Raw genomic sequence first — 21,276 nt, forward strand, 5'->3', positions numbered from 1 at the left:
AATGCTTTCATCTGCCAAGATGGGTATTCCGGCATGAAGAAAACTCTGATAACCAGGTTCGTATCGCTCGGTACGCGCCGCACAGCCCTGCTCATGGGTCTTATGCTTGTGGTCCTGCTCACAAGCATAAGTAGCCACGCCAATACAGAGCGGCCCGATGGCGCCAGTATCGACGCGCTGAAGACAACGCTTGCCCGCTTTATCGAGCAGCGCACGCCAGTGACGCCCGACCAAACTCTGCACGTGGACGTTCTGATGCCCCACGGCACACTCGGAGCGTGTCACAACCCGCAGCCATTCATGCCCAATGCGGGGGGGCGGCTTCGAAGTACGATTACGGTCGGACTACGCTGTCCGGATAACCGGCCGGTCACCCGCTACTTTCAGGCGCGAATCCGTCTGGAAGGAAACTATTACGTGGCAAGGGCGCCGTTCGCTACCGGACATGTGATCCAGGCAAGCGATTTGATCGTGCGTCGAGGCGATTTAACTGCGCTGTCGAAACAGCTGGTAACTACACGCTCAGCGCTTGTCGGCCAGATCACGACGCGTCGTATCGGTTCCAGGCTTCCGATTCTCGAGAACATGGTGAAATCACCGGATCTCATCGCCCGCGGTGATGAGATCAGCGTTATCGCTCAAGGTAAGGGGTTCTATCTGACCAGTTCCGGGATTGCCTTGAACTCGGCAGGCAAGGGTGATTCGGTACGCATCAAAACCGAGCGTGGAACAATTATCCGTGGGCAGGCGACGGCACCGCAGCGCGCGGTCGTCCGTTTCTGAGATAGCCTCATACTTGAACTACGCAACGCCTTAAATTGGTAACACTTTGATACGAAAATACACCTCAAACCAATAAAGTGCCCCCTATTCACGTCGATAATGCCTACAGCACGGTCACAACGACTTTTGAACATTACTGAATAGAGGCTAATCAACGTGAAAATTACTACGAACTACACCGCAAACACTCAAGCCGCCGACGCGAAAGCCAACGTTCGCAAGGCCGCCGAGCCGGAAACTGTAAAAACCGGCGCACCGGAGTCTTCTGCACGGTGGCAGCCCTCAAGTGCAGCAGACACCTCACATGACATCGATACCGCTCGAGTCGATGCCATCAAGGAAGCTATTCGTGACGGCCGCTTCGAGGTCGATGCCTCGAAAATCGCTGACGGCCTGATCTCTAGCGCCCAAGAGCTCTTATCGGAAAAATAAGCCATGACCGCGACTGTATTTGCACCTGATGCCACGCTTCGCCAAAAGGTATTGGACGCCCTGGTTGGCGAATACAAGGCTCTTCATGCCTTCATTGAGCTGCTTGAACGAGAGCAGGCCCTGCTCCAGAACACCGACTCGGTCGATGTAGACACGTTCAATCAGGTCGTGGAGCGCAAGTCCGCCCTCTCCGAGCGCCTGGAGCGCTTCAGTGCCGCTCGTTTGACACTGGTAGGAGAGCATGTCGGTAACACGGGACGTCAGAGCATTGCCCGCTTCATGAGCGCGTGCGGACTGACCCGGCAGTGGCAGGATTTTCTGAAGCAGGTTGCAAAGGCAGAGCAGATCAATCGACTCAATGGCCTCAAGTTGCAGATACGTGCCGATCACAACCAGCGCGCACTGCGTGTACTGCATGAGGCTGCAGGCATGTCACTTTATGGCGCGAATGGTCAATCACATGCTCGAGGAGGCTCCAATCTTTACAGTAAAGCCTGATTCCTGCAGACGCTCAGGTCATCGCCGCCGATAATTCACGATGACCTGAATGTCATCGATGTGTACGTCACGCCTCAAACGACCATTGCCCGGCATCGAAAAGCGAAGTTGAAATGCCTGCGCGGCACGCTCCCCCTCGAATGCTTTGGTCTTGCCCGCCTCTTGTTTAAGTCGCTCACAACGCACCCGACTGGCGCTACACAGCTCCACCTTGAGCGCCGTCGTCGATGGGCGCGCATGATAGCGCCAGTGGACAGAAGTCACCGTGGCATCCCCGGGTACAGAACTCGGGCCAGATGCCAGCGCCTCGCTGAAAAAATGCCACTGCGACTGGGTCACGTTAAGCCCACGGCTTTGGGCCACCCATGCGCCGGAGCCTGCACTTACACTGCTGGCGCAGAAAAGGGCCCCTGCCAGCATGCCCAATCGCCACAGGCACTGAGTACGCGCCACGGTATTATCCCGCCTCGGCCAGAGCGCACTGCCCCAGCGCATTAACCATTGCACAAAGCTTGAGGGTTGCCTTGAGCATGGCGTTGGCGCTGGGCTGGCGACCGGTTCGAGTCATTTTCAGTACTTGATCACGCATGATGCGCCCGTTATCACTGCGGTCATGCTTCAATCGCCAGGCCACCATGGAGGCTTGCGCTGCTGCAAAGGCGCGCACTAATGCATCACTTGCAAAGGCTTCGCTCGCCAGTTCGTTTTCGGCACGGCGTGACAGTGGCCCATGAGCTTCGACGGTCAATGTACGCGAGATCCAAAGCGCCATGTCTTCCAGATAATTGCGTTGATCAAGAAGCCCCTGATCAAGGCCGTAGCGACTGGTGACCCGCTCCTGGGTTACCGGGTCGACCAGCCGCGCGGCCACAAAACGTACCGACTGATCCACGCCGCCTTCCTCCACCGCGGCGTCAAGCCACCCGAGCTGAAGGCGAAGCTCCCGATCCTTGTGCAGCACCATACCGGCATCGTCGAACAGCATTTCATTGGCAAGTGCTGCCATGGTCATGCGCTCACCGCCGTGTTCGATTTTCATGTTGCCGCGCACCATGGCACGCCAGCTGACTCCGAACTGGGCCAGGGCCTCACGGGTGGTGTGATCCGGCAACTGGGTAAAGTGATGTCGAAGTGCCGCCTCGGGCACCTGTTCCGACAGCCAGACCGCTCGGCCGATCATGGACACCGGGAGCCCCTTGACGGGAAGAAAGGTCGCCACAGGCAGCGCATCGAATTCAGAGAACAACAGGGCAGGTTTTGCACTGCCATTGGCCTTTTTCTGCCAGAACACATCAAGCCGGCCAAAACCCGCCTCCGAGTGCTTGAGCGCACCGATCTGCTGTCCCGGGTCGGTCAATGCCTGTGCCCCATCCCTCGAGCCCCAAAGGCGCTCAAGAGTTCGAAACCCGCCGACCTCATCGCGCAGATAATGCACGCAGGCATTGAGTCGGCGCCCTTCTCTTAGTACCTGCCCCGCCCATTGGTCAGGCACCGACACCTCGGTTGCACCCACCTGGGCCTGAAAGAGTTCACTTGGCATGCTGAACGCGGTTTCCGGCCGCGGCGTCATCACAAGCTTTGCAAGCCCCTGGGCGCGCTGCCAGGTCAAATGCTCGGTGATGTTCTGGCCATTGGTCAGGCACAACACATTCAAATGGTGACGGGCAGCGACATCGATGGCGCTGCTGATGTGGAGGGCCTCATCAGTCTTTGAAAGTATACAGTCCGCCACGCGCCCGCCCAGCAGTTCGGTAATGGCCTTGTGATAGATTTGAGCCACGTCGTCGAGCGTGTCGCCGTGACGGGTACTATCAAGGACCAGCACCGGCCGGAGCCGCTGGTCGTTCAACGGCAGCATGGCAAGCTGTTCGCTGACACGCTCATCGCGCTGACCCACGCCCACGGTATCGATCAGGATGAGCCGCTTGTTCGAAAGACGCCCTACCATCTCGGCGAGCTCTTCACGAGAGCGGGCGGCGTACGCCTCGACCCCGAACAGCTTGCCGTAAGTCAGAAGCTGTTCACGCCCCCCTACACGGTGCGTGTCGGTTGTGATCAACGCGATACTTTCCTTGCTGCCTCGCATCGAAAACCGTGCGGCAAGTTTGGCGACCGTCGTGGTCTTGCCGACCCCGGTCGGACCAACCAGGGCAAAGATGCCTCCCCGCGTCAGCCATTCATCGTGCTCACTGACCGACAGAAGCTGTGAAAGCCCATCCTCGAGGCGCGCATCGACACTTTCGAAGGCTTGATTGGCGGTCTGCTGCCAAAGCGTTCGACACAGCGTTTCGCTCAAGCCGTGCTGGATACCGGCACGAACGAACGTATCCTCCGGTGAAATGACAGCCTTGGCAGTGCGCCCTACGCGGGCCGAAGGCTCTGTGCTGGAGAGCACGGCTTTCATCGACTGCATCTCACTGAGCAGCGACGCCATCATCGCCTGGGTACTGTCCGGTGCGCCGGTCTCCAGTGTCGGCGCGGGCGATGATGGCGAAACGTCTGCGGCCACGGTCTTTGGCTTGGAGGCCGTATCGATGTCGTCATAATCGAGCAGCGCCACCACTTCGACCCCGCCATCGATATTGCGACTGGAAAGAATCATGGCTTCATTACCAAGCTCCGCCCTCAGCCGTTTCATGGCCTCTCGATGGGTCGGTGCAAAGAACTGGCGTGTGTTCATTGAGCGCGGCCTCCAATCATGATCTCGATACGCACGGTACGGTCATCGGGAATCTCCGCCTGAGACAGCACGATGAGCTGCTTGACCTGGCGGCGCAAGAAACGTGACATGAGTGATCTCAGGTTGTGTTGAACCACCAGAACCGGGGGCAGCCCTTGCGCCTCGAAGCGGTTGACGGCGTCGGTTACCTGAGTGATCAGCGTGTCGGCAAGGCCCGGCTCGAGCCCGCCGTTATTGCCAAGGGCCTGGGTCATCATTTGTTCAAGCTGACCATCAAGCCCGATGACTCGAATCGGGTTATCGCTTTCAAAGTAGTGCTGAGTGATTGCACGCCCAAGCGCGACACGGATCGCGGCTACGAGCTCGCCCGGATCCTTGGTATGCGCCGTATGCTCTGCAAGCGTATCCATGATGGTTCGAAGATCGCGAATCGGGACGTTTTCATCCAGAAGCATTTGAAGAATACGCTGGAACGTACTGACGGTGATGGCCTTGGGAATCACGTCCTCGACCAACGATGCATCGTCCTGCTTGAGTCGGTCGACCAGTTTCTGGACTTCCTGACGCCCCAGCATCTCGCTTGCGTGTTCGCTCATCAGATGATTCAGATGAGTGGCGATGACGGTACTGGCATCCACCACCGTATAGCCAAGCATTTGCGCCTGATCGCGTTGCCCCTCGTTGATCCAGGTGGCCGGCAGGCCAAAGGCAGGGTCAGTGGTCTTGCGCCCCTCGAGCTGACCGGTTGCTTCACCGGGATTGATGGCAAGCCACTGCCCCGGATAGGATTCTCCGCGACCGATCTCGACCCCCTTCATGGTGATCTGATAGGCCTGCGGCTGAAACTTGAGGTTGTCACGAATGTGCACCACCGGCGGCAGAAAGCCGATTTCCTGGGCGTACTTCTTGCGCACACTCTTGATGCGTTTGAGAAGCTCTCCGTCCTGCTGGGAATCCACCAGCGAGATCAATCGGTGACCAACCTCAAGCCCGAGCGGATCAACCATTTGAACGTCATCCCAACTGGCTTCATTGGCATCGATTCCGGCCGAGGCCGCGCTTTGCGCCTTGCGCTCTTTGATCACTTCGCTGGCCTTGGCGGTTTTTTCCTGCTGCGTAAGCCACCAGCCAATCCCACCGAGCAGCACTGTGAACAGCAGAAATACCAGATTCGGCATACCGGGGACGAGTCCAAGTAGCCCCATAACGCCCGCGGCCAGAAACATGACGCGCGGATTTGCAAACAGCTGGCTGATGAGCTGCTGGCCCACATCCTGTTCGGTATTGACCCGTGAGACCGTAACACCGGCGGCGGTTGAAATGACCAGTGCGGGGATTTGGGCGACCAGACCATCACCGATGGTCAAGAGCGTATAGGTCCGTGCAGCCGTACTCATGTCAAGCCCGTGCTGGGCCACCCCGACAACCAGTCCGCCGATGATATTGATGACCATGATCAGAATGCCGGCAACGGCGTCACCTCGGACAAACTTGCTCGCACCGTCCATGGACCCGAAGAAATCGGATTCCTGAGAAATCTCGGAGCGTCGGGCCTTGGCCGTTTCTTCATCGATCAGGCCAGCGTTTAGATCAGCGTCGATGGCCATCTGCTTGCCCGGCATGGCGTCGAGTGTGAAGCGCGCGCCGACCTCGGCAATTCGCCCCGCCCCCTTGGTAATAACCATGAAATTGATCACGACCAAAATCACGAAGACGACCAAGCCGACCGCGAAGTTGCCTCCGATCAGGAACTCACCGAATGCCTGAATGACTTCACCAGCCGCGTCGCCACCCTCGTGGCCGTTCATCAGAACCACCCGTGTCGAGGCCACGTTCAGAGACAGTCGCAAGAGCGTCGAAAACAGCAGCACCGCCGGAAACGCCGCGAACTCAAGCGGTTTGGTGGTGAACATGCTGACCAGAAGTACCATGATCGCCAGCGCAATGTTGAACGTGAACAGCAGATCCAGGATGAATGGCGGCAGGGGCAGAATCATCATCGACAGAATCATGATGATCAGAACCGGCCCAGCCAGGAACTTGAGCTGAGAGGAATTCTGCAGGCCCGTGCGGCTCAAGAACGTATTGAAGACGTTGTTCATCGGTCAGTACTCACAGTGGCCGGAGAAATATCCATCTCGGCGGGAACAGGAAGTTCGGTCGGTGTATCGGGGTGATCGCCACCCTCCTGGTGATACCGTTTCAGCTGATAGACCCACGCCAGAACCTCGGCGACCGCTGAATAAAGCGGCCCCGGGATTTCCTGATCGAGATCCACGTGCGCGTGAAGCGCACGGGCAAGCGGCGGCGCCTCGAGCTGAGGCACATGATGTTCGTTACCGAGCGCCTTGATCTTCTGCGCGATGTGATCGGTGCCCTTTGCAATCACTCTGGGTGCGCCCATGTCGTCGGTGTATTTGAGCGCCACTGCAAAATGCGTCGGGTTGGTCACGATCACATCGGCCTCCGGCACCTTGCTCATCATGCGGTTTCGCGCCATCGCCTGTTGCTGTTGACGAATGCGCGCCTTGATCTGTGGATCGCCCTCGGATTCCTTGTGCTCTTTCTTGATTTCATCAAGGCTCATGCGAAGCTTTTTATTGTGCGACCAGATCTGGTACGGCACATCGATCCCTACCACCACCACGAAACCGGCAACGATCACGGTGCAACACAGAAGTATCAGCGTGAGTGAATGAGAAATGCCCTGACGGGTCGACTCATTGGCAAGCCCGAGCAGTTCACCCAGAAACAGATAAATGAAGCCGGCAGCGGTCACGCCGATCAAAAGCGCCTTGGCAATGCCCTTGGTGAGCTCGATCAGCGCCTGGGTCGAGAAGATGCGCTTGATCCCCTTGATGGGGTCGAGTTTTTTAAGGTCAGGGGTCAGTGATTTTGTTGCAAACAACCACCCACCAAGAAGCGCCGGCGCGATCATCGCCATGATGGTCAGCACCACCATCAAGGGCGCCACGCCAAGCACCGCAGCCTCCAGTACCATGGCGATATGAATGAATAGACGAGACGTATCGAAGGCCTCTTCACGGCCAAAATCGAACCCGATGCTCATGACATCGGTCATATAATCCCCGAGATAGCCGGACATGATCCAGAAGCTCGCCACACCGGCCAAAAGCATCATGAAGGTCGAAAGCTCACGCGAGCGCGCGACCTGACCGTCCTCGCGCGCCTTTTCAAGGCGCCTCGGTGTGGGGTCTTCTGTCTTTTCCTGATCGCTGTCGTCTGACATTTACGCGCCTCATTCACGTACCGCTTTGGTCGTGAATGTATTGTCGCGGGTCTTTGTCGGCACGATAGATAAAATAGCGCGCGAATCGAGAGGTTATTTCTCGATTCGCGGCAAGGAAGGCAACGTGTGGCGCAAGGCGCCAGAAGGTTAAAAGCCGAGGCTGTCGAGCAGGTCGTCGACCTGAGACTGGTCGGCCACCACATCGGATTTTTCCTGTGGGTTGACCTGAGGACCGTTGAGCAAAGAGTTCTTGGTCTTTTCCTCGTTTTCAGAGCTCAGCTTGACCCGAGTTTCTTCGGGGATGTTGTTCAGGAGCACTTGAACGAGCTGCTGTTCAATCTCACGGATCACATCGACCATCCGCTTGATCACCTGCCCGGTCAGGTCCTGAAAATCCTGAGCCATCATGATATCCATGAGCTGGGCATTGGTCGCCTTGGTCTGATCCGGGACCCATTTAAGATACGCCCGGGTATCCTGTACCAGCTCCTTGGCATCGTCGAGTTCAAGGGGCGATTCGAACCACTTGGCCCAACGCTCATCGAGCTCAAGTGCTACTTCCTCGACCTTGTCCTGAAGCGGCTGAGCCACATCGATGGCATTGAGTGACCGCTCAGCCGCCTGCTCGGTCATGGTCGCGATATAGTTCAGTCGATCGCGTGCATCGGGAATCGCCTGAGCCGCTTTTTCGACTTCGCGGTCAAGGCCCAGATCGCGCATACTTTCATGCAAGACGCGCGTCAGTCGCCCGATCTGCGAAATCACATCATCATCACTTGAGGCGCTACGCTGAGTGTCAGTCATCACCCCATCCCCCTTTCAGCTATGGTGGTTACTTGCCGAGCTTCTCGAAGATCTTGTTCAGTTTCTCCTCGAGCGTCGCAGCAGTGAAAGGTTTGACGACATAGCCATTAGCACCCGCCTGAGCCGCCGCAATGATGTTTTCCTTCTTCGCCTCGGCCGTAACCATCAATACCGGCAGATGGGACAGTGAATCATCCGCTCGGATGCTCTTGAGCATCTCGAGACCATCGAGGTTAGGCATGTTCCAGTCAGATACCACGAACTCGAATTCGCCGGACTTCAGCTTTTCAAGCCCCTGTGCGCCATCTTCCGCTTCTTCAACGTTGGTATAGCCAAGTTCCTTCAAAAGGTTACGGACAATTCGACGCATTGTCGGGAAGTCGTCCACAACCAGGATTTTGATGTTTTTATCGCTCATTTTGGCATCCTAATTAGCTAGTGTTTCCAGATTCATCGCGCTTTAAACGCGTAACCCCTGCCGATTGCTCCCATTGAGACAGGCCATCGCCCGCTCGCTCATCGAGGTTATGGGTACAATTTCATCGGCGGCTCCAAGAGCGATCGCCTCACGTGGCATACCAAAGACCACGCAGGTCGCTTCGTCCTGGGCCAGAGTCCGCGCCCCGGCATTTTTCATGTTCAAAAGGCCGGCAGCGCCGTCTTTTCCCATCCCCGTCAGGATGATACCAACGGCATTTTTGCCCGCATTTTTAGCCGCAGAATCAAATAAAACATCAACCGAGGGGCGATGACGGTTAACCGGCTCGCTGTATTCAAGCTCGATCACATAGTTCGCCCCGCTGCGGCCGAGTTTGAGATGCGCGTCACCGCCCGGGGCAATGTAGACGTGGCCTGGAAGGACACGTTCACCATGCTCGGCTTCCTTGACGGTCATGGCGCACAGAGAGTCCATGCGCTCAGCAAACGAGCGAGTGAAGCCCCCAGGCATATGCTGTGTAATCACGACAGCCGGGCTATCAGAAGGCAACGGCATCAGAAATTCGCGAATGGCCTCGGTACCGCCGGTCGACGAGCCCACGATGAACAGCTTCTCACTGGACAAAAACGGCGTTTTGACCGAGGTCGGCGGCGCGGTATTTTGCTTGTGCTGTGGTGTGAGGCGCTTTAGCCGTGCCTTGGACGCCGCGCGAATCTTATCGGAAATGAGCGTTGTGTATTCGAGCATGCCGTTTCGAATGCCAAGCTCTGGCTTGGTCACGAAATCAACGGCTCCAAGCTCCAGCGCGCGCATGGTGACTTCCGACCCTCGGGCTGTCAGCGACGACACCATCACTACAGGCATCGGCCTTAACCGCATCAGCTTCTCGAGAAAATCGAGCCCGTCCATGCGCGGCATCTCGACATCGAGCGTTAATACATCGGGGTTATGTTTCTTGATGAGCTCACGGGCAATCAATGGATCCGGTGCGGTGGTGACCATCTCCATGTCTGGCTGACTGTTAATGATTTCAGACATCAGACTGCGAATGAGTGCAGAGTCATCGACACACAAAACCTTTATCTTGTTCAAGATTGCACTCCCCCCAGCTTTTTACTTTTTATCTGGTTTATATTGTCAAACAGCTCGATCGAAGGCGCTTTCTTCTTGCCAGAGGAGGCCAGTGTTTTCGCAAGCGATTTCTCGCGGCTCTCGATCTGTGCGTCCCTGGATTTGAGACGCCGAACCATGGCCTGCCCGCTTCGGGGCAGATAATTGACCCGGCGGGGAAACTTGTCCTTGAGGTCCTGCGCCACAACACGAATGCGCTCAAGCTCGAGATACCTCAAAATGAATTCCGAGTTGCGCTCACCGATTCGGGAGACACTCATGTCGCTTAGAACCGTCGCACCTCCAAACACCTTGGCCTCCAGGCGCTCGCGTTTGGCCCCGGCACTCAGCAAGGCATTGATCAAGACTTCCATTGCGTAGGCGCCATAGCGCATCGAGGCCGACCCCGTCTGAACCGACGGCCCGCTGTCATCTGGCAGCATGAAGTGGTTCATGCCTCCCACCCCTAATACCGGGTCACGTATACAGGCTGCGATGCACGACCCAAGTACGGTGGTCAAAAGCATGTCGTCATCGCTTACGTAGTACTCGTTAGGCAGCAGCTTGACGGCCTTCACGCTGAATTCACGGTCGAAGTAGTGATGCGTGGCAAGGCTTTCGATATCAGCTGCCGCCTTGTCTTTGTGATGGCTGGTTCGTGTCATCGAAATCAACCCCGCCCTTTCTGAGCCAGTTCGTATACGGTATGCCCCCGTAGCCTGAACGCCTTGGTGATGTAGCTGAAGTTTTCAGAGTGTCCGGCAAACAAGAGGCCATCGGGCTTCAGGTACGTCGCAAAGCGCTCGAGAATCTTGGCTTGGGTGGGCTTGTCGAAATAGATCATGACGTTACGGCAAAAGATCACATCGAAGGGGCCATCAAGCTCCCAGCGAGGCGCCAACAGGTTGAGCTGCTCGAACTGGATCAGGCTGCGCAGATTGTCCTGCGCACGTACCATGCCTGCACGAGCGCCCTTGCCTTTTTGAAAGTACTTTCTCAACTGCTCCTGGCTGATCTTGCTGACCTGATTGTCCGAATAAACGCCCGCGCGCGCCTTGGCAAGGGCACTGGTATCAATGTCGGTAGCAACCAGGCTCGCCGAGGCATTCATGCCTAGGGCGTCTCGAAGCGTGATCGCGATCGAATAGGGCTCCTCGCCGGTCGAGGCCGCACTGCACCAGACCTTGAACTGGCCTTGAGACTTTTTCTTGAGCGCATGCTCGGACAGCAGCGGAAAATGATGCATTTCGCGAAAGAAGGAAGTCAGGTTTGTGGTCAGCGAGTTAACGAACTGTTCCCACTCCGCAGAGTCTTCATCACTTTCCAGATGCGACAAATAATCACTGAAGCGCTGCAGGCCAAGCCCTCTCAGCCGCTTTGCAAGACGGCTATAGACCATTTCACGCTTGTGATCGGCCAGTGCGATACCGGCCCTTTCATAAATGAGCTTTCTGATGCGATCGAAATCCCCATCGGTCAGCATCAAGTCACGAGTCTCTTTAACGGCTTGCACGGTTGGATCTCCTCCACCATCGACCGGCCCCGGGGATTAGAACGCTTCCCAGCTATGGTCTTCTTTTGGATGCATGCCCTTGGCGGGGCGCCCCGACTGTTTGGGTGAAGACGCTGAGGTCTTGGCCATCGCCTTCGCTGCACCTGCATTACTTTTGCTGCTTTGTTTTGTTATCGGCGAGGATTGCAAACCTTTGATATGAAAAATGGACATTGCGTAATTGAGTTCATCCACCTGCTCGGACATCGATGAAGATGCCGCTACCGTTTCTTCCGCCATGGCCGCATTTTGCTGAGTGGCCTGATCGATCGAGACCACCGCCTGGCGCATCTGCTCGAGCCCATCACTCTGTTCCCGAGAGGCTTGAGAAATATCGGTAATCAGCTGGTTGACCTGTCTGATCGACTCAGTGATCTCACCCATGGTCTTGCCGGCTTTTTCGACCATATCCGTACCCACCTTGACCCGATCAGAGGAGGTGTCGATCAGCGCGCGAATGTCCTTTGACGCACTGGCACTTCGACTTGCAAGATTTCGCACTTCATTGGCCACTACTGCAAACCCGCGGCCCTGTTCGCCGGCTCGCGCCGCTTCAACGGATGCGTTCAAGGCAAGAAGATTGGTCTGAAATGCGATCGAATCGATAATCCCGATGATGTCGGCGATCTTCTGGGAGCTTTCGTTGATGGCCTGCATCGTTCGAACGACATCGCCGACTTCCTTGCCTCCCTGGTCCACCAGCTTGCTCGATGATTCCGAGAGCGTCTTGGCATGGCCTGCGTTGCCGCTGTTTTGTTGTACCGTCGACATCAGCTCTTCCATACCTGCTGACGTCTGCTCGAGTGAGGCGGCCTGCGCTTCCGTGCGAGAGGAGAAATGCTGGCTTGCAGTCGTTATTTCCTGAGACGCCGGCGCCATCAGAGCGCTGTTGGCCTGAACATCGTTCAATATGCTGACCAGCCCCTTACGCATGCGGCTGAGCGACTGCTGAAGCTGGCCGACCTCGTCACTGCTCTTGGCGGTGATGTCGGTGGTCAGGTTGCCCAGCCCGATCTGCTCGGAAAGCGCCAGAGCCTCATGAAGCGGCTGGACGGTTTTCTGATACAGCCGCCAGGCAAGCCAGGCCGATAGACCAGCAGCACCCAACGCACATAGAAGCCCCGGCCACATGCTCTGCGAGGCAAGCGCATTGATTTGGGCAGCCAGTTCAGGGCTTTGGCGCAGAACATCGGACTGACCAACTAGGGCCTTCACTTGATCAAGGGCACCGAGGCTTTGGTAGGCGATTGCACCGGAGGCAACCATGCCGGCACCGGCCGCCGCGCAGACGCCGCCAAGCCGCATGGCAATCGAGGGCTTCGTGAAAAGAGCGACCCAGCGGGCAGGTCCTCGCGTCTTGATCTGTCCGTCTTTCAGGTAAACACGCTTGCCCTGCCCGGCGTTCAAGGCCGCATAGGTCTTGGCGGCAAGCTGCTTATCTGTATCACTGATTTTGACGCGGACCGAGGCATACCCCACAACCTTGCCCTCGACCCTGATGGGCGAGACAGTGGCTTCGACCCAGTAATGATCCCCATTCTTGCATCGGTTTTTGACATAACCCCGCCAGGTTCTTCCTGCCTTGACGGTTTTCCACAAGTTACCGAACGCCACCGGTGGCATATCCGGGTGACGCACCAGATTGTGCGGTGAGCCAATCAACTCTTCTCTACTATACCCACTGACCTTGATAAACGCCGGGTTGGCAAAGGTGATGTAGCCTTTTAGATCGGTTTTGGAGATGAGGTAGTCTTCGGTATCAAGCGTGTATTCTCTACCGGTAACGTGAGTCGACATGTCATGTGCGCCTTTCAAAATTAGTATTTACTTCGTTCAAAAAAATTAACGGCGCACGGTTTTTTTTCTTTATTAGCAACAAAAAAAGCCACCGCAGGCGGTGGCTCTAAATAAAGTTTGGATTAAAAGTTCAGTGCTTGGTCACGCTGCAACTTCATCAACCAGCGCCATTTCGGTACTGCTCATCATTTTTTCGATATCCATCAGGATCAGCATGCGGTCTTCGATGCTGCCAAGGCCCATGATGAATTCCGAAGAAAGCGCCGTGCCGAAGTCAGGAGAATCCTTGATCTGTTCGGGCGAAAGCGTCAGCACGTCCGAGACGCCATCGACCACCACACCCACAACGCGATGCCCGATATTGAGTACGATCACAACGGTCTGCTGATTGTACTGAGCCTCGCCGACCGCAAACTTGATGCGCAGATCAAGGATCGGAACGATGACACCACGCAGGTTGGTGACGCCCTTGATGAACTCGGGGGCATTGGCAATGCGCGTCACGCCGTCATACCCTCGAATCTCCTGCACTTTCAGGATATCGATGCCGTATTCTTCCTCACCGATCCGGAAGATAAGAAACTCGTTGCCTTCCACGTCGTGCTGCTGATCCGTCATGTGATTTTCCATGGTATTGCCCCAAAATTAGTGAACGGTTGCCGAAGAGCGGGATGACTCGCCTCGGCGATCTCGGCTGATGCGCTGTAGTGCTGGCACATCGAGAATCAGCGCCACACTGCCATCTCCCATGATGGTGGCCGCGGATATACCCGGCACCTTGCGATAATTGGTTTCAAGGTTCTTGACCACGACCTGGTGCTGGCCAATCAGTTGATCGACAAGCAGTGCACAGTGTCGCCCCTCACTCTGAACGATCATGACAATGCCTTGCGTCACATCCGTTTGGGCGCTGGGCACGTTGAATACCTTGTGCAGTTCGACCAGCGGCAGATATTCCCCTCGGACATAAATCACCTGATCCTGGCCCGCGACCTTGTTGATCTCATCTGTCTTGACCTGGATCGACTCCATAATGGCCCCGAGCGGCAGGATGAAGACCTCATCGCCCACCTTGACCGACATGCCGTCAAGAATGGCAAGCGTCAGCGGCAGGACAATGCGGGTCGTCGACCCCTTGCCTGCCTGGGAAAGAATATCGACGTGACCGCCCATTTGTTGAATGTTTCGCTTGACTACATCCATGCCGACGCCCCGCCCGGAAACGTCCGTGATTTCATCGGCCGTTGAGAAGCCCGGTGCAAAAATAAGCTGCCAGACGTCTTCATCACTCATGGTGTCGGAAATCTGGATACCAGAGGACTGTGCCTTGGAGAGAATCTTTTCACGATTGAGTCCGGCGCCGTCGTCTGAAACCTCAATCAGGATATTGCCCCCCTGATGCTGGGCAGAGAGCGTCAGTTTACCGACACGGTGTTTGCCAGCCGCTTCGCGTTTGTCGGGCAATTCGATACCGTGATCAAGGCAGTTACGAACCAAGTGCGTCAGCGGGTCGATGATGCGCTCTATAAGCCCCTTGTCGAGCTCGGTCGATTTGCCCACCGTGACCAGCTCGATCTCCTTGCCGAGCTTGCCGGCCAGATCACGAACAAGCCGCGGGAAACGATTGAATACGTAGTCCATCGGCATCATACGCACTGACATGACCGCTTCCTGCAGGTCGCGAGCGTTTCGCTGAAGCTGGGTCATCCCGTTCAGAAGCTGACCATAGGCCACCGGATCAAGCCCTTGGGTGGTTTGCTCGAGCATCGACTGGGTAATGACAAGCTCGCCCACTAGGTTGATGATCTGATCGACTTTCTCGGTGGATACACGAAGCGAGGCATCGCTGCCGTTACCGGCCTTGGCAGGTTTCTTGGGCGCAGCCGGCTTGGCGGTGGCCTTCTTGTCGTCTTCGGGTTTCTTGGCAGCGGGCTGGGCAGCACTTGAGGACGGCTGCTCCGCTACAGGTGCCGGGGCCGGGGCCGGTTGAGCCGGCTCGCCCACCTCGGTACCACTTGTTTCCTTGATCGAAATCTGGCCGGCATCCAGCACGAAACAAAGAACCGCCTCGATATCATCGATAGGCTCCTGGGTTTCGATCGACACGGTCAGCGTGCCTTCGGAAAACTCTGAGTGCTTGATGGCTCCAAACAGCGCCAGCTCCTCGGTCAAAGTGTCCTTTTCGTCTTCTTCGATCTTGGTAAGCGTAAGCGTCAATACCCGGTCCGCACCGTTTGCGCTGGCTGCACCGGCTTCGGGCTGCGCGGTTGGCTTGGGCGCCGCCACCTTGGGCGCACCGCCTTCGACACGCTCTTCGGCGATGCGCTTTAGGGTATTACAAATACGCTCGAACGCTTCGGGATCGGGCTCTTCCTGATTGCGGTAGGCATTCAACTGATCTGTAAGCATATCTTTTGTTTCCAAGAAGATATCGATGATTTCACGATCGAGCGTAAGCTCGTGATGACGAGCACGATCCAGAAGGTTTTCGAAAATATGGGTCGTTTCCTGAAGCACGGTGAAACCGAACGTCCCCGCACCTCCCTTGATCGAATGGGCTGCACGAAAAATGGCGTTGAGCTGTTCGCTGTCTGGCTCATCGATATCGATATCGAGCAGCAGGTGCTCCATTTCATTGAGAAGCTCTTCCGCTTCCTCAAAGAACGTTTGATAAAACTCGGTAATATCCATGCTCATAGTGATCTCTCGATGCCGTGATAGGGATAAGGGCCAGTCGCGACCTAGCTCATCAACTGAGCAGCAAGCTCGACCAGACTTTCAGGGTCGAACGGCTTGGACAGCCAACCATTGGCCCCTGCATCGCGTGCAACCTGCTTGAAGTGATCCTGGGACTCGGACGTCAGCACCAGGATGGGGGTGGCATCGAACTCAGACATGGCTCTCAGTTCGGCAATGAGCTTGTCCCCATCCATTTTCGGCATATGCCAGTCGGTAATGACCAGATCAAAGGTCTCGCCACTTCGTGCCTTCTCGAGTGCATCTTCTCCATCGACGGCGCTTACGACATGCCAGCCTTCTGCTTCAAGGGCCGCGACCATGATCTTTCTGATAAGCGCCGAATCATCTGCCAAAAGTATTGAATACATAGTTTTTACTTTTCTTTGAACGTCATGGACACGGTGCACGCCAACACAGAGCACCCCCCGCTTATTCCCTATTATCGTTCGACGCCGCCCGATTCTTTAGATGGCATCAATGGGCTTTTAAACACCGGAATACCACCGGCGTCACTCATTTCATCCAGCATCCGCCGCTCGCTGTCCTGATTGAGCATCAAGATACTGATCCGCCGATTGATCGGTGCATCCGGCGTGTCTGGATCAAGACTCATCGTTGCGGCAAGCCCGATCACACGGAACAGCTTCTGACTGTCGAGACCACCCGCCACAAGCTCGCGACGCGCCGCATTCGCTCGGTCACTCGATAGCTCCCAGTTGCTGTACGCGGCATCCCCGGCGGCATAAGGCAAGTCGTCGGTGTGGCCTGAAATCGTAATGTGATTTGGAAGCTCGTTGAGCACAGGGGCAATCGTTCGCAGAACCTTTCGCATATAGGGCACGATATCGGCGCTTCCGATCTTGAACATGGGCCGGTTGTTGCTGTCGATGATTTGTATGCGAAGCCCGTCCGGGGTCATTTCGATCTTGAGCTGCTCTTGGAGCGCCCTGAGCGCCGGATCCTGCTGGATCAGGCTGTCGAGCCGAAACTTGAGCTGGCGCAGCTCGGCGTCATCAAGCCTGTAGGCGTGAGGCGTGATAACGACTTTCTTGACCTCACCCTCTTGGTGGGTAACGTCATCCCCGCCTCCGGGGATCGCGCTGTTGCTGGCCGAGTTCTTGTCCCCTCCAAACATCGCGACCTTAAGCGGTGTATTGAAATATTCGCTGATGGCTTCGAGCTCGGCCTCACTTGTACCGGACAGCAACCACATCACCAGGAAGAAGGCCATCATGGCTGTCATGAAGTCGGCATAGGCAATCTTCCAACTGCCATGTGCGCCGTGATCAGACTTTTTCTTCCGTTTAATGACGATTGGACGTCGTGCGTTATGGTTCATGTCCGCTCCTTAGCCGGCCGGCTTGGACTTGACACTGCGGACGTGCTCTTCGAGTTCGCTGAATGACGGTCTCTCGGAGGCGAACAGCGCTTTTCGACCAAACTCGACAGCAAGTGGCGGTGCGTAACCATTCAGGTTGGCAAGCAGCGTCACCTTGATGCACTGAAGCATCTTGACCATCTCTTCGACGTGGTGCTTGACCTTGTTGGCAAGCGGGGTGACGAACCCATAGGCAAGCAAAATACCCAGGAAGGTTCCCACCATTGCGTTGGCGATCAGGGGCCCGATCTGCTCGGGCTCGAGCCCTTCGGCACCCAGGGTATGTACAACCCCCATGACGGCTGCAACGATACCGAAGGCCGGCAGGCCATCACCTACCGCATTGATGCTGTGCGCTGGCACTTCGGCCTCGTGTTGAAACGTCTCGATCTCATGATCCATCAGGGATTCGATCTCGAACGGATCCATGTTGCCGCTGATCATGAGTCGCAGGTAATCCGTCAGAAACTCCATCAGAAGCGGGTCGTTAACGAGGGCGGGATACTGAGAAAAGATTGGGCTGTCTTCCGGGGAGTCGATATCTTTTTCAAGCGCCATCATGCCTTCCTGACGGCCCTTGGCGAGAATCAGGTACAAAAGCCCCATCAGATCGAGAAACATCTCCTTGTTGTAATGACTGCTTTTCATCAACTTGGGCAGGATGCGAATGGTTGCCTTAATGCCATGTCCGCTATTGGATGCGATGAACGCGCCCATTCCTGCACCAAAAATGATGACGATTTCCGCAGGTTGCCAGAGCGCGCCAAGATGTCCGCCAACCATTAGGTAGCCGCCGAAAACACACGCGACAACAGCGATATAGCCAATGATGATAAGCACGTTTTTCCCCTGCCAAGTAGTTATCTACGTTCCATAAACGGCGACGGGGGTAAAACCTTGAGCTGCGACCCTGCCCCCTCAGCGACAGCTCAAAAAGTAAAAAGTGAGGCGCGACTCACACGGTTGGCTCACACGGTCATCAATGGATAACGAGCAAGCACACCCAGGACGTCACGATCTGACCAGAACATGGAATCTGCCTTTGTATCGCAGGCAAGAAGACGTTTAGAAGGTGGGTCATATGAGACGGAAAAGGATATTCAAGGTTCGTTTATAAAGGGCGATATAAAGCTCGAACTCTTTTAGCCGGTTGACTATGCTAGAGTGCGCATATCGGTCGCACGGCCGATATGCGCTACCGGAAAAACAACAGCGCCAATCGACTGAAACGCAGGGGAATCGACATGGTCGCATCACGCTTGGGCCCGAATGCCAAAACAGCAGGGCTTATGGCAACACTTGGTTGCCTGCTGATGATGTCAGGGTGTTCCACGATGAACTGGACCAAGCCAAGTGCCGACCATCAGGATCTCGTCATGGATATGGAAGAGTGCCGCGGTCGAAAGGATGCCCTTACCAATGACAATCAGCTCGATAATGATTATGGCATCGGCCTTCACTTCTCATCTCTGACCGGCTTTGCGACCTCGTTCTACACCGAGCCGGCCGAGTATCGAATCGATAATTGTCTAAGCGCTCGCGGCTGGACCCGCTCGCCTCAATCCTGAGCGCTGGACATACGCTGTCCGGCAGAATCAAGACACTGCTGAACGCGGCCGGTAAAACTCTCAAGTTGCTTTTTGACGCCCACTGCAGGCTCGCTGGCAGACGCTTCTATACGTTGGGCATAATCGCTACCAATTCGCGGGCTCGAGAAGTAATAGTAATTTCCCTCTTCCGGCAGGTGCTGAAAATCGAGCTTGGCGCGAACCGGTACGTCGCTTGCGGCCAAGGTCAGTTCACCCTCGATCTGATGTTCATCCACCACCAGTTTTTCAAGCGTGCCCCTGTCGTCCGCCAACTGATCTTTCATGCAGGCAATGGCCGCATCTTCGTTTTCAAAGCGGTACGGGGCGCGAAACTTGAATGCATTGACGAATACGCCCTGCCCATCGCGCCCGACAACCGTATCGGTCGTTGCGTTCAAGTCGGAACTGATAATATGGTCGCTTGCTGCACACCCACTTAAAAGAGCAAATGCGAGCACGCTTGTGACTGTCTTGACCTGTTTCATGCGTTTCAGACCTTCTTTTCTCGGTTTCACTAAAAAATAAACCCATGGCTCCGTACAGGCGATGCCATAGGGGCTTTCGATCCAACTTGCACAGAACCGTGGCCCAAAATAAGGCTTAATGAGCTCGCGTTGCTGATGACCATCCCCCATTCAACAGCGTAGCACCAAGAAGCTTCAGGCTGTGCCATCCCCACGGCTTGACTTCTTGGGGCTTTTTTATATCCGCTACATACCTCCCCCGTATCTGCTCGCCAAGCAGCAAAGGTAGTGCAGATTAATTGATGCTGACGCATCGACCCAAGACACGCACAGCGCCGCTCCTCACAGAACAACCGCGTTTGTCGAAATGCACGCACTTTACATTAAAACCACACCTCTTAATGAGCGAAGAAAGCATCGCTTCGTGATGCCACTCAAGCACTCGTTTGGCCTCGGACTGGCATTGTCGAGTAAAGATGCGCGATGATGGCGCCCGCTTAGTTTCCCTTAAAAGGATGTGTGCGATGTCTGATCTATTCAACTCCTACCAGCAGTGGAAGCGGTTCAACCGTCAGGACAAGCTGGACCGTGAACACCAGGCCGCGATGAAAAAGGTGCTGGCCTCGGGTGCCATGGCGCGCAAGATGGTCGAGGCCTTCAAGAGCATGGCTGAGAAAGGAGCCGCTCAGGGCGCGTGCTATCGAACGATTTATCAACATCAGTCACGCGAGGGAGAGGCGCTGACTCGCGAAGGCTGGCTGTTCGTACGCCGTGTGCACGCTGAAGGCGGGTCGACCCGTGTAAGAGCGACTCTTCTGGATGCCTTCACGCTTGAAGACGGTGAGATCGAGTTCAAGGCGGAGCAGGGAAAGGGCATTACTCTTGAAATCTTTGATGAAATCAGTACTCGCGGCTCAATCAGCATGAGCTGCCGAGTCGATCGTACCGACGACCCGCGCGATACCCAGTTCATCACCTTCCTCGACATGGTCAGAGGCGATCTCAAAAATTATCTGTAAGTCGGGCTTGCGAACTTTTAAGGCTTATCTCAGTCTTAATGGACACGATGCGACACTGTGACACGCGGTCCATCTTGAAACGCCGTTCGCACACTACCTGCTGATATAAGGAAAGGGCCATGACCACAGAAACGGTATACAACTCGCTCACACTTTCCGGTCTGGAAACTGTTCGCGACATTGCCAAGCCCAAGGCGCGAACTTCCGAGGCCGCGCTCGACATGGACAGCCCGGCCATCGCCCTGCTGACCGACTTCGAGGCCAGCCGTGCCCAGACCGTGCCGTCAAGCACCAGCGCGACTCAAGCCATTGCCATCATGAAAAACAATGGCGTACATATGCTCTTGGTCATTGATAGCGACGGCCATTTCACGGGCATTGTGGGTGCGCGTCAGCTGTTTGGCGGCCGAGCCATCACGGTTGCAATGAACCAGTACAGTATCGAGCGCAGCGAAGTCACCGTGGATATGGTCAAGGTCAGCCGTAACGACCTGCATGCTCTTGATTTCAACCGCCTGGAAAAGGCAACACTTGGCGATCTGGTCAAGACGCTAAAGGAATCCGGCGACCGCCACATTCTGATCAAGGACAGCTGCGATCAAAATGGCTGCCGCATCAGGGGCGTCATCTCTGCCGCAGACATTACCCACGCCCTCGGGATTGACCTCGATCACCCGCCTGAGGCGCACAGCTTTTCGGCCATCTGTTCTGTCGTGCTCGGTCACGAGCTTTAAGGGTCACA

General features: G+C 55.9%; 22 protein-coding genes. 6 read left to right on the forward strand and 16 right to left on the reverse strand.

What is annotated here, in order from left to right; genetic code table 11:
* Positions 1-93 precede the first annotated feature (93 nt).
* From flgA to NAT23_RS03780, 3 genes are all read left to right on the forward strand, one after another.
* Positions 94-783, forward strand: coding sequence for a flagellar basal body P-ring formation chaperone FlgA (gene flgA / locus NAT23_RS03770; RefSeq protein ID WP_251925773.1), 690 nt, complete (start codon positions 94-96; stop codon positions 781-783).
* A 156-nt stretch (positions 784-939) separates the two neighbouring features.
* Positions 940-1,215 carry a flagellar biosynthesis anti-sigma factor FlgM gene (gene flgM / locus NAT23_RS03775; protein WP_251925775.1) on the forward strand — a complete coding sequence of 92 codons (276 nt, stop codon included), beginning with the start codon at positions 940-942 and terminating at the stop codon, positions 1,213-1,215.
* A gap of 3 nt (positions 1,216-1,218) precedes the next feature.
* Entirely contained in the window at positions 1,219-1,713 is a 495-nt protein-coding gene (locus NAT23_RS03780; protein WP_251925777.1) for a flagella synthesis protein FlgN, read from the forward strand.
* Positions 1,714-1,731: 18 nt separating this feature from the next.
* Here the strand turns inward: NAT23_RS03780 and NAT23_RS03785 are convergent, their stop codons facing one another.
* The 15 genes from NAT23_RS03785 to motA all read right to left on the reverse strand — a co-directional run bounded on the left by NAT23_RS03785 (position 1,732) and on the right by motA (position 18,302).
* A complete protein-coding gene (locus tag NAT23_RS03785; RefSeq protein ID WP_251925779.1) occupies positions 1,732-2,166 on the reverse strand; it encodes a flagellar protein FlhE in 435 nt (144 codons plus the stop codon).
* 4 nt (positions 2,167-2,170) lie between these two features.
* Positions 2,171-4,393: a flagellar biosynthesis GTPase FlhF gene (gene flhF, locus NAT23_RS03790; RefSeq protein WP_251925782.1), complete on the reverse strand. Its 2,223-nt coding sequence runs from the start codon at positions 4,391-4,393 to the stop codon at positions 2,171-2,173.
* Positions 4,390-6,495 (reverse strand): flagellar biosynthesis protein FlhA, encoded by a 2,106-nt coding sequence (gene flhA, locus NAT23_RS03795; RefSeq protein WP_251925783.1) that lies wholly within the window; start codon positions 6,493-6,495, stop codon positions 4,390-4,392. Before flhA ends, flhF begins: the two co-directional genes overlap by 4 nt.
* Entirely contained in the window at positions 6,492-7,643 is a 1,152-nt protein-coding gene (gene flhB / locus NAT23_RS03800; protein WP_251925785.1) for a flagellar biosynthesis protein FlhB, read from the reverse strand. The genes flhA and flhB overlap by 4 nt, the downstream gene beginning before the upstream one ends.
* 147 nt (positions 7,644-7,790) lie before the next feature.
* The gene (gene cheZ, locus NAT23_RS03805) at positions 7,791-8,447 is read right to left on the reverse strand and encodes a protein phosphatase CheZ (protein ID WP_251590465.1); all 657 of its coding nucleotides are present in this window, start codon (positions 8,445-8,447) and stop codon (positions 7,791-7,793) included.
* 28 nt (positions 8,448-8,475) lie between these two features.
* Positions 8,476-8,865 (reverse strand): chemotaxis response regulator CheY, encoded by a 390-nt coding sequence (gene cheY / locus NAT23_RS03810; protein ID WP_251590467.1) that lies wholly within the window; start codon positions 8,863-8,865, stop codon positions 8,476-8,478.
* A gap of 42 nt (positions 8,866-8,907) precedes the next feature.
* Complete coding sequence (locus tag NAT23_RS03815) at positions 8,908-9,978, reverse strand: protein-glutamate methylesterase/protein-glutamine glutaminase (RefSeq protein ID WP_251925787.1); 1,071 nt, start codon at positions 9,976-9,978, stop codon at positions 8,908-8,910.
* The gene (gene cheD / locus NAT23_RS03820) at positions 9,975-10,661 is read right to left on the reverse strand and encodes a chemoreceptor glutamine deamidase CheD (RefSeq protein ID WP_251925789.1); all 687 of its coding nucleotides are present in this window, start codon (positions 10,659-10,661) and stop codon (positions 9,975-9,977) included. The genes NAT23_RS03815 and cheD overlap by 4 nt, the downstream gene beginning before the upstream one ends.
* Before the next feature lie 5 nt (positions 10,662-10,666).
* Positions 10,667-11,479, reverse strand: coding sequence for a CheR family methyltransferase (locus tag NAT23_RS03825; protein WP_251926209.1), 813 nt, complete (start codon positions 11,477-11,479; stop codon positions 10,667-10,669).
* A gap of 66 nt (positions 11,480-11,545) precedes the next feature.
* The gene (locus tag NAT23_RS03830; RefSeq protein ID WP_251925791.1) at positions 11,546-13,345 is read right to left on the reverse strand and encodes a methyl-accepting chemotaxis protein; all 1,800 of its coding nucleotides are present in this window, start codon (positions 13,343-13,345) and stop codon (positions 11,546-11,548) included.
* Positions 13,346-13,486: 141 nt separating this feature from the next.
* Complete coding sequence (locus NAT23_RS03835) at positions 13,487-13,963, reverse strand: chemotaxis protein CheW (RefSeq protein WP_251590474.1); 477 nt, start codon at positions 13,961-13,963, stop codon at positions 13,487-13,489.
* Positions 13,964-13,990: 27 nt separating this feature from the next.
* Entirely contained in the window at positions 13,991-16,036 is a 2,046-nt protein-coding gene (cheA, locus tag NAT23_RS03840) for a chemotaxis protein CheA (protein WP_251926210.1), read from the reverse strand.
* A gap of 50 nt (positions 16,037-16,086) precedes the next feature.
* Positions 16,087-16,452, reverse strand: coding sequence for a response regulator (locus NAT23_RS03845; RefSeq protein WP_251590476.1), 366 nt, complete (start codon positions 16,450-16,452; stop codon positions 16,087-16,089).
* A 71-nt stretch (positions 16,453-16,523) separates the two neighbouring features.
* Positions 16,524-17,423, reverse strand: coding sequence for a flagellar motor protein MotB (gene motB, locus NAT23_RS03850; protein ID WP_251925792.1), 900 nt, complete (start codon positions 17,421-17,423; stop codon positions 16,524-16,526).
* Positions 17,424-17,432: 9 nt separating this feature from the next.
* Positions 17,433-18,302, reverse strand: a complete 870-nt coding sequence (gene motA, locus NAT23_RS03855; protein ID WP_251925793.1) for a flagellar motor stator protein MotA — start codon at positions 18,300-18,302, stop codon at positions 17,433-17,435.
* A 494-nt stretch (positions 18,303-18,796) separates the two neighbouring features.
* Here motA and NAT23_RS03860 point away from each other — a divergent pair, with 494 nt between their 5' ends.
* Entirely contained in the window at positions 18,797-19,030 is a 234-nt protein-coding gene (locus tag NAT23_RS03860; protein ID WP_251925794.1) for a hypothetical protein, read from the forward strand.
* Here the strand turns inward: NAT23_RS03860 and NAT23_RS03865 are convergent.
* Positions 19,021-19,686 carry a hypothetical protein gene (locus NAT23_RS03865; RefSeq protein WP_251925795.1) on the reverse strand — a complete coding sequence of 222 codons (666 nt, stop codon included), beginning with the start codon at positions 19,684-19,686 and terminating at the stop codon, positions 19,021-19,023. The two genes, NAT23_RS03860 and NAT23_RS03865, sit on opposite strands and share 10 nt — an antisense overlap.
* A 353-nt stretch (positions 19,687-20,039) precedes the next feature.
* Here NAT23_RS03865 and NAT23_RS03870 point away from each other — a divergent pair, with 353 nt between their 5' ends.
* Both NAT23_RS03870 and NAT23_RS03875 read left to right on the forward strand, forming a co-directional pair.
* Positions 20,040-20,534, forward strand: coding sequence for a hypothetical protein (locus NAT23_RS03870; protein WP_251590486.1), 495 nt, complete (start codon positions 20,040-20,042; stop codon positions 20,532-20,534).
* Positions 20,535-20,653: 119 nt separating this feature from the next.
* The gene (locus tag NAT23_RS03875; protein WP_251925796.1) at positions 20,654-21,268 is read left to right on the forward strand and encodes a CBS domain-containing protein; all 615 of its coding nucleotides are present in this window, start codon (positions 20,654-20,656) and stop codon (positions 21,266-21,268) included.
* The last annotated feature ends 8 nt before the right edge of the window (positions 21,269-21,276 follow it).

This window comes from Larsenimonas salina, assembly GCF_023736155.1.
In the GTDB taxonomy this organism is placed as follows: Bacteria; Pseudomonadota; Gammaproteobacteria; order Pseudomonadales; family Halomonadaceae; genus Larsenimonas; species Larsenimonas salina.

What these genes read in the sequence shown, in the direction of transcription:
- flgA (WP_251925773.1), top strand. Translation starts at nt 94, where the DNA reads ATGGGTCTTATGCTTGTGGTCCTGCTCACAAGCATAAGTAGCCACGCC.
- NAT23_RS03780 (WP_251925777.1), top strand. Translation starts at nt 1,219, where the DNA reads ATGACCGCGACTGTATTTGCACCTGATGCCACGCTTCGCCAAAAGGTA.
- flhF (WP_251925782.1), bottom strand. Translation starts at nt 4,393, where the DNA reads ATGAACACACGCCAGTTCTTTGCACCGACCCATCGAGAGGCCATGAAA.
- flhA (WP_251925783.1), bottom strand. Translation starts at nt 6,495, where the DNA reads ATGAACAACGTCTTCAATACGTTCTTGAGCCGCACGGGCCTGCAGAAT.
- flhB (WP_251925785.1), bottom strand. Translation starts at nt 7,643, where the DNA reads ATGTCAGACGACAGCGATCAGGAAAAGACAGAAGACCCCACACCGAGG.
- cheZ (WP_251590465.1), bottom strand. Translation starts at nt 8,447, where the DNA reads ATGACTGACACTCAGCGTAGCGCCTCAAGTGATGATGATGTGATTTCG.
- cheY (WP_251590467.1), bottom strand. Translation starts at nt 8,865, where the DNA reads ATGAGCGATAAAAACATCAAAATCCTGGTTGTGGACGACTTCCCGACA.
- cheD (WP_251925789.1), bottom strand. Translation starts at nt 10,661, where the DNA reads ATGACACGAACCAGCCATCACAAAGACAAGGCGGCAGCTGATATCGAA.
- NAT23_RS03825 (WP_251926209.1), bottom strand. Translation starts at nt 11,479, where the DNA reads ATGCTGACCGATGGGGATTTCGATCGCATCAGAAAGCTCATTTATGAA.
- NAT23_RS03830 (WP_251925791.1), bottom strand. Translation starts at nt 13,345, where the DNA reads ATGTCGACTCACGTTACCGGTAGAGAATACACGCTTGATACCGAAGAC.
- NAT23_RS03835 (WP_251590474.1), bottom strand. Translation starts at nt 13,963, where the DNA reads ATGACGGATCAGCAGCACGACGTGGAAGGCAACGAGTTTCTTATCTTC.
- cheA (WP_251926210.1), bottom strand. Translation starts at nt 16,036, where the DNA reads ATGGATATTACCGAGTTTTATCAAACGTTCTTTGAGGAAGCGGAAGAG.
- NAT23_RS03845 (WP_251590476.1), bottom strand. Translation starts at nt 16,452, where the DNA reads ATGTATTCAATACTTTTGGCAGATGATTCGGCGCTTATCAGAAAGATC.
- motB (WP_251925792.1), bottom strand. Translation starts at nt 17,423, where the DNA reads ATGAACCATAACGCACGACGTCCAATCGTCATTAAACGGAAGAAAAAG.
- NAT23_RS03860 (WP_251925794.1), top strand. Translation starts at nt 18,797, where the DNA reads ATGAACTGGACCAAGCCAAGTGCCGACCATCAGGATCTCGTCATGGAT.
- NAT23_RS03865 (WP_251925795.1), bottom strand. Translation starts at nt 19,686, where the DNA reads ATGGGGGATGGTCATCAGCAACGCGAGCTCATTAAGCCTTATTTTGGG.
- NAT23_RS03870 (WP_251590486.1), top strand. Translation starts at nt 20,040, where the DNA reads ATGTCTGATCTATTCAACTCCTACCAGCAGTGGAAGCGGTTCAACCGT.
- NAT23_RS03875 (WP_251925796.1), top strand. Translation starts at nt 20,654, where the DNA reads ATGACCACAGAAACGGTATACAACTCGCTCACACTTTCCGGTCTGGAA.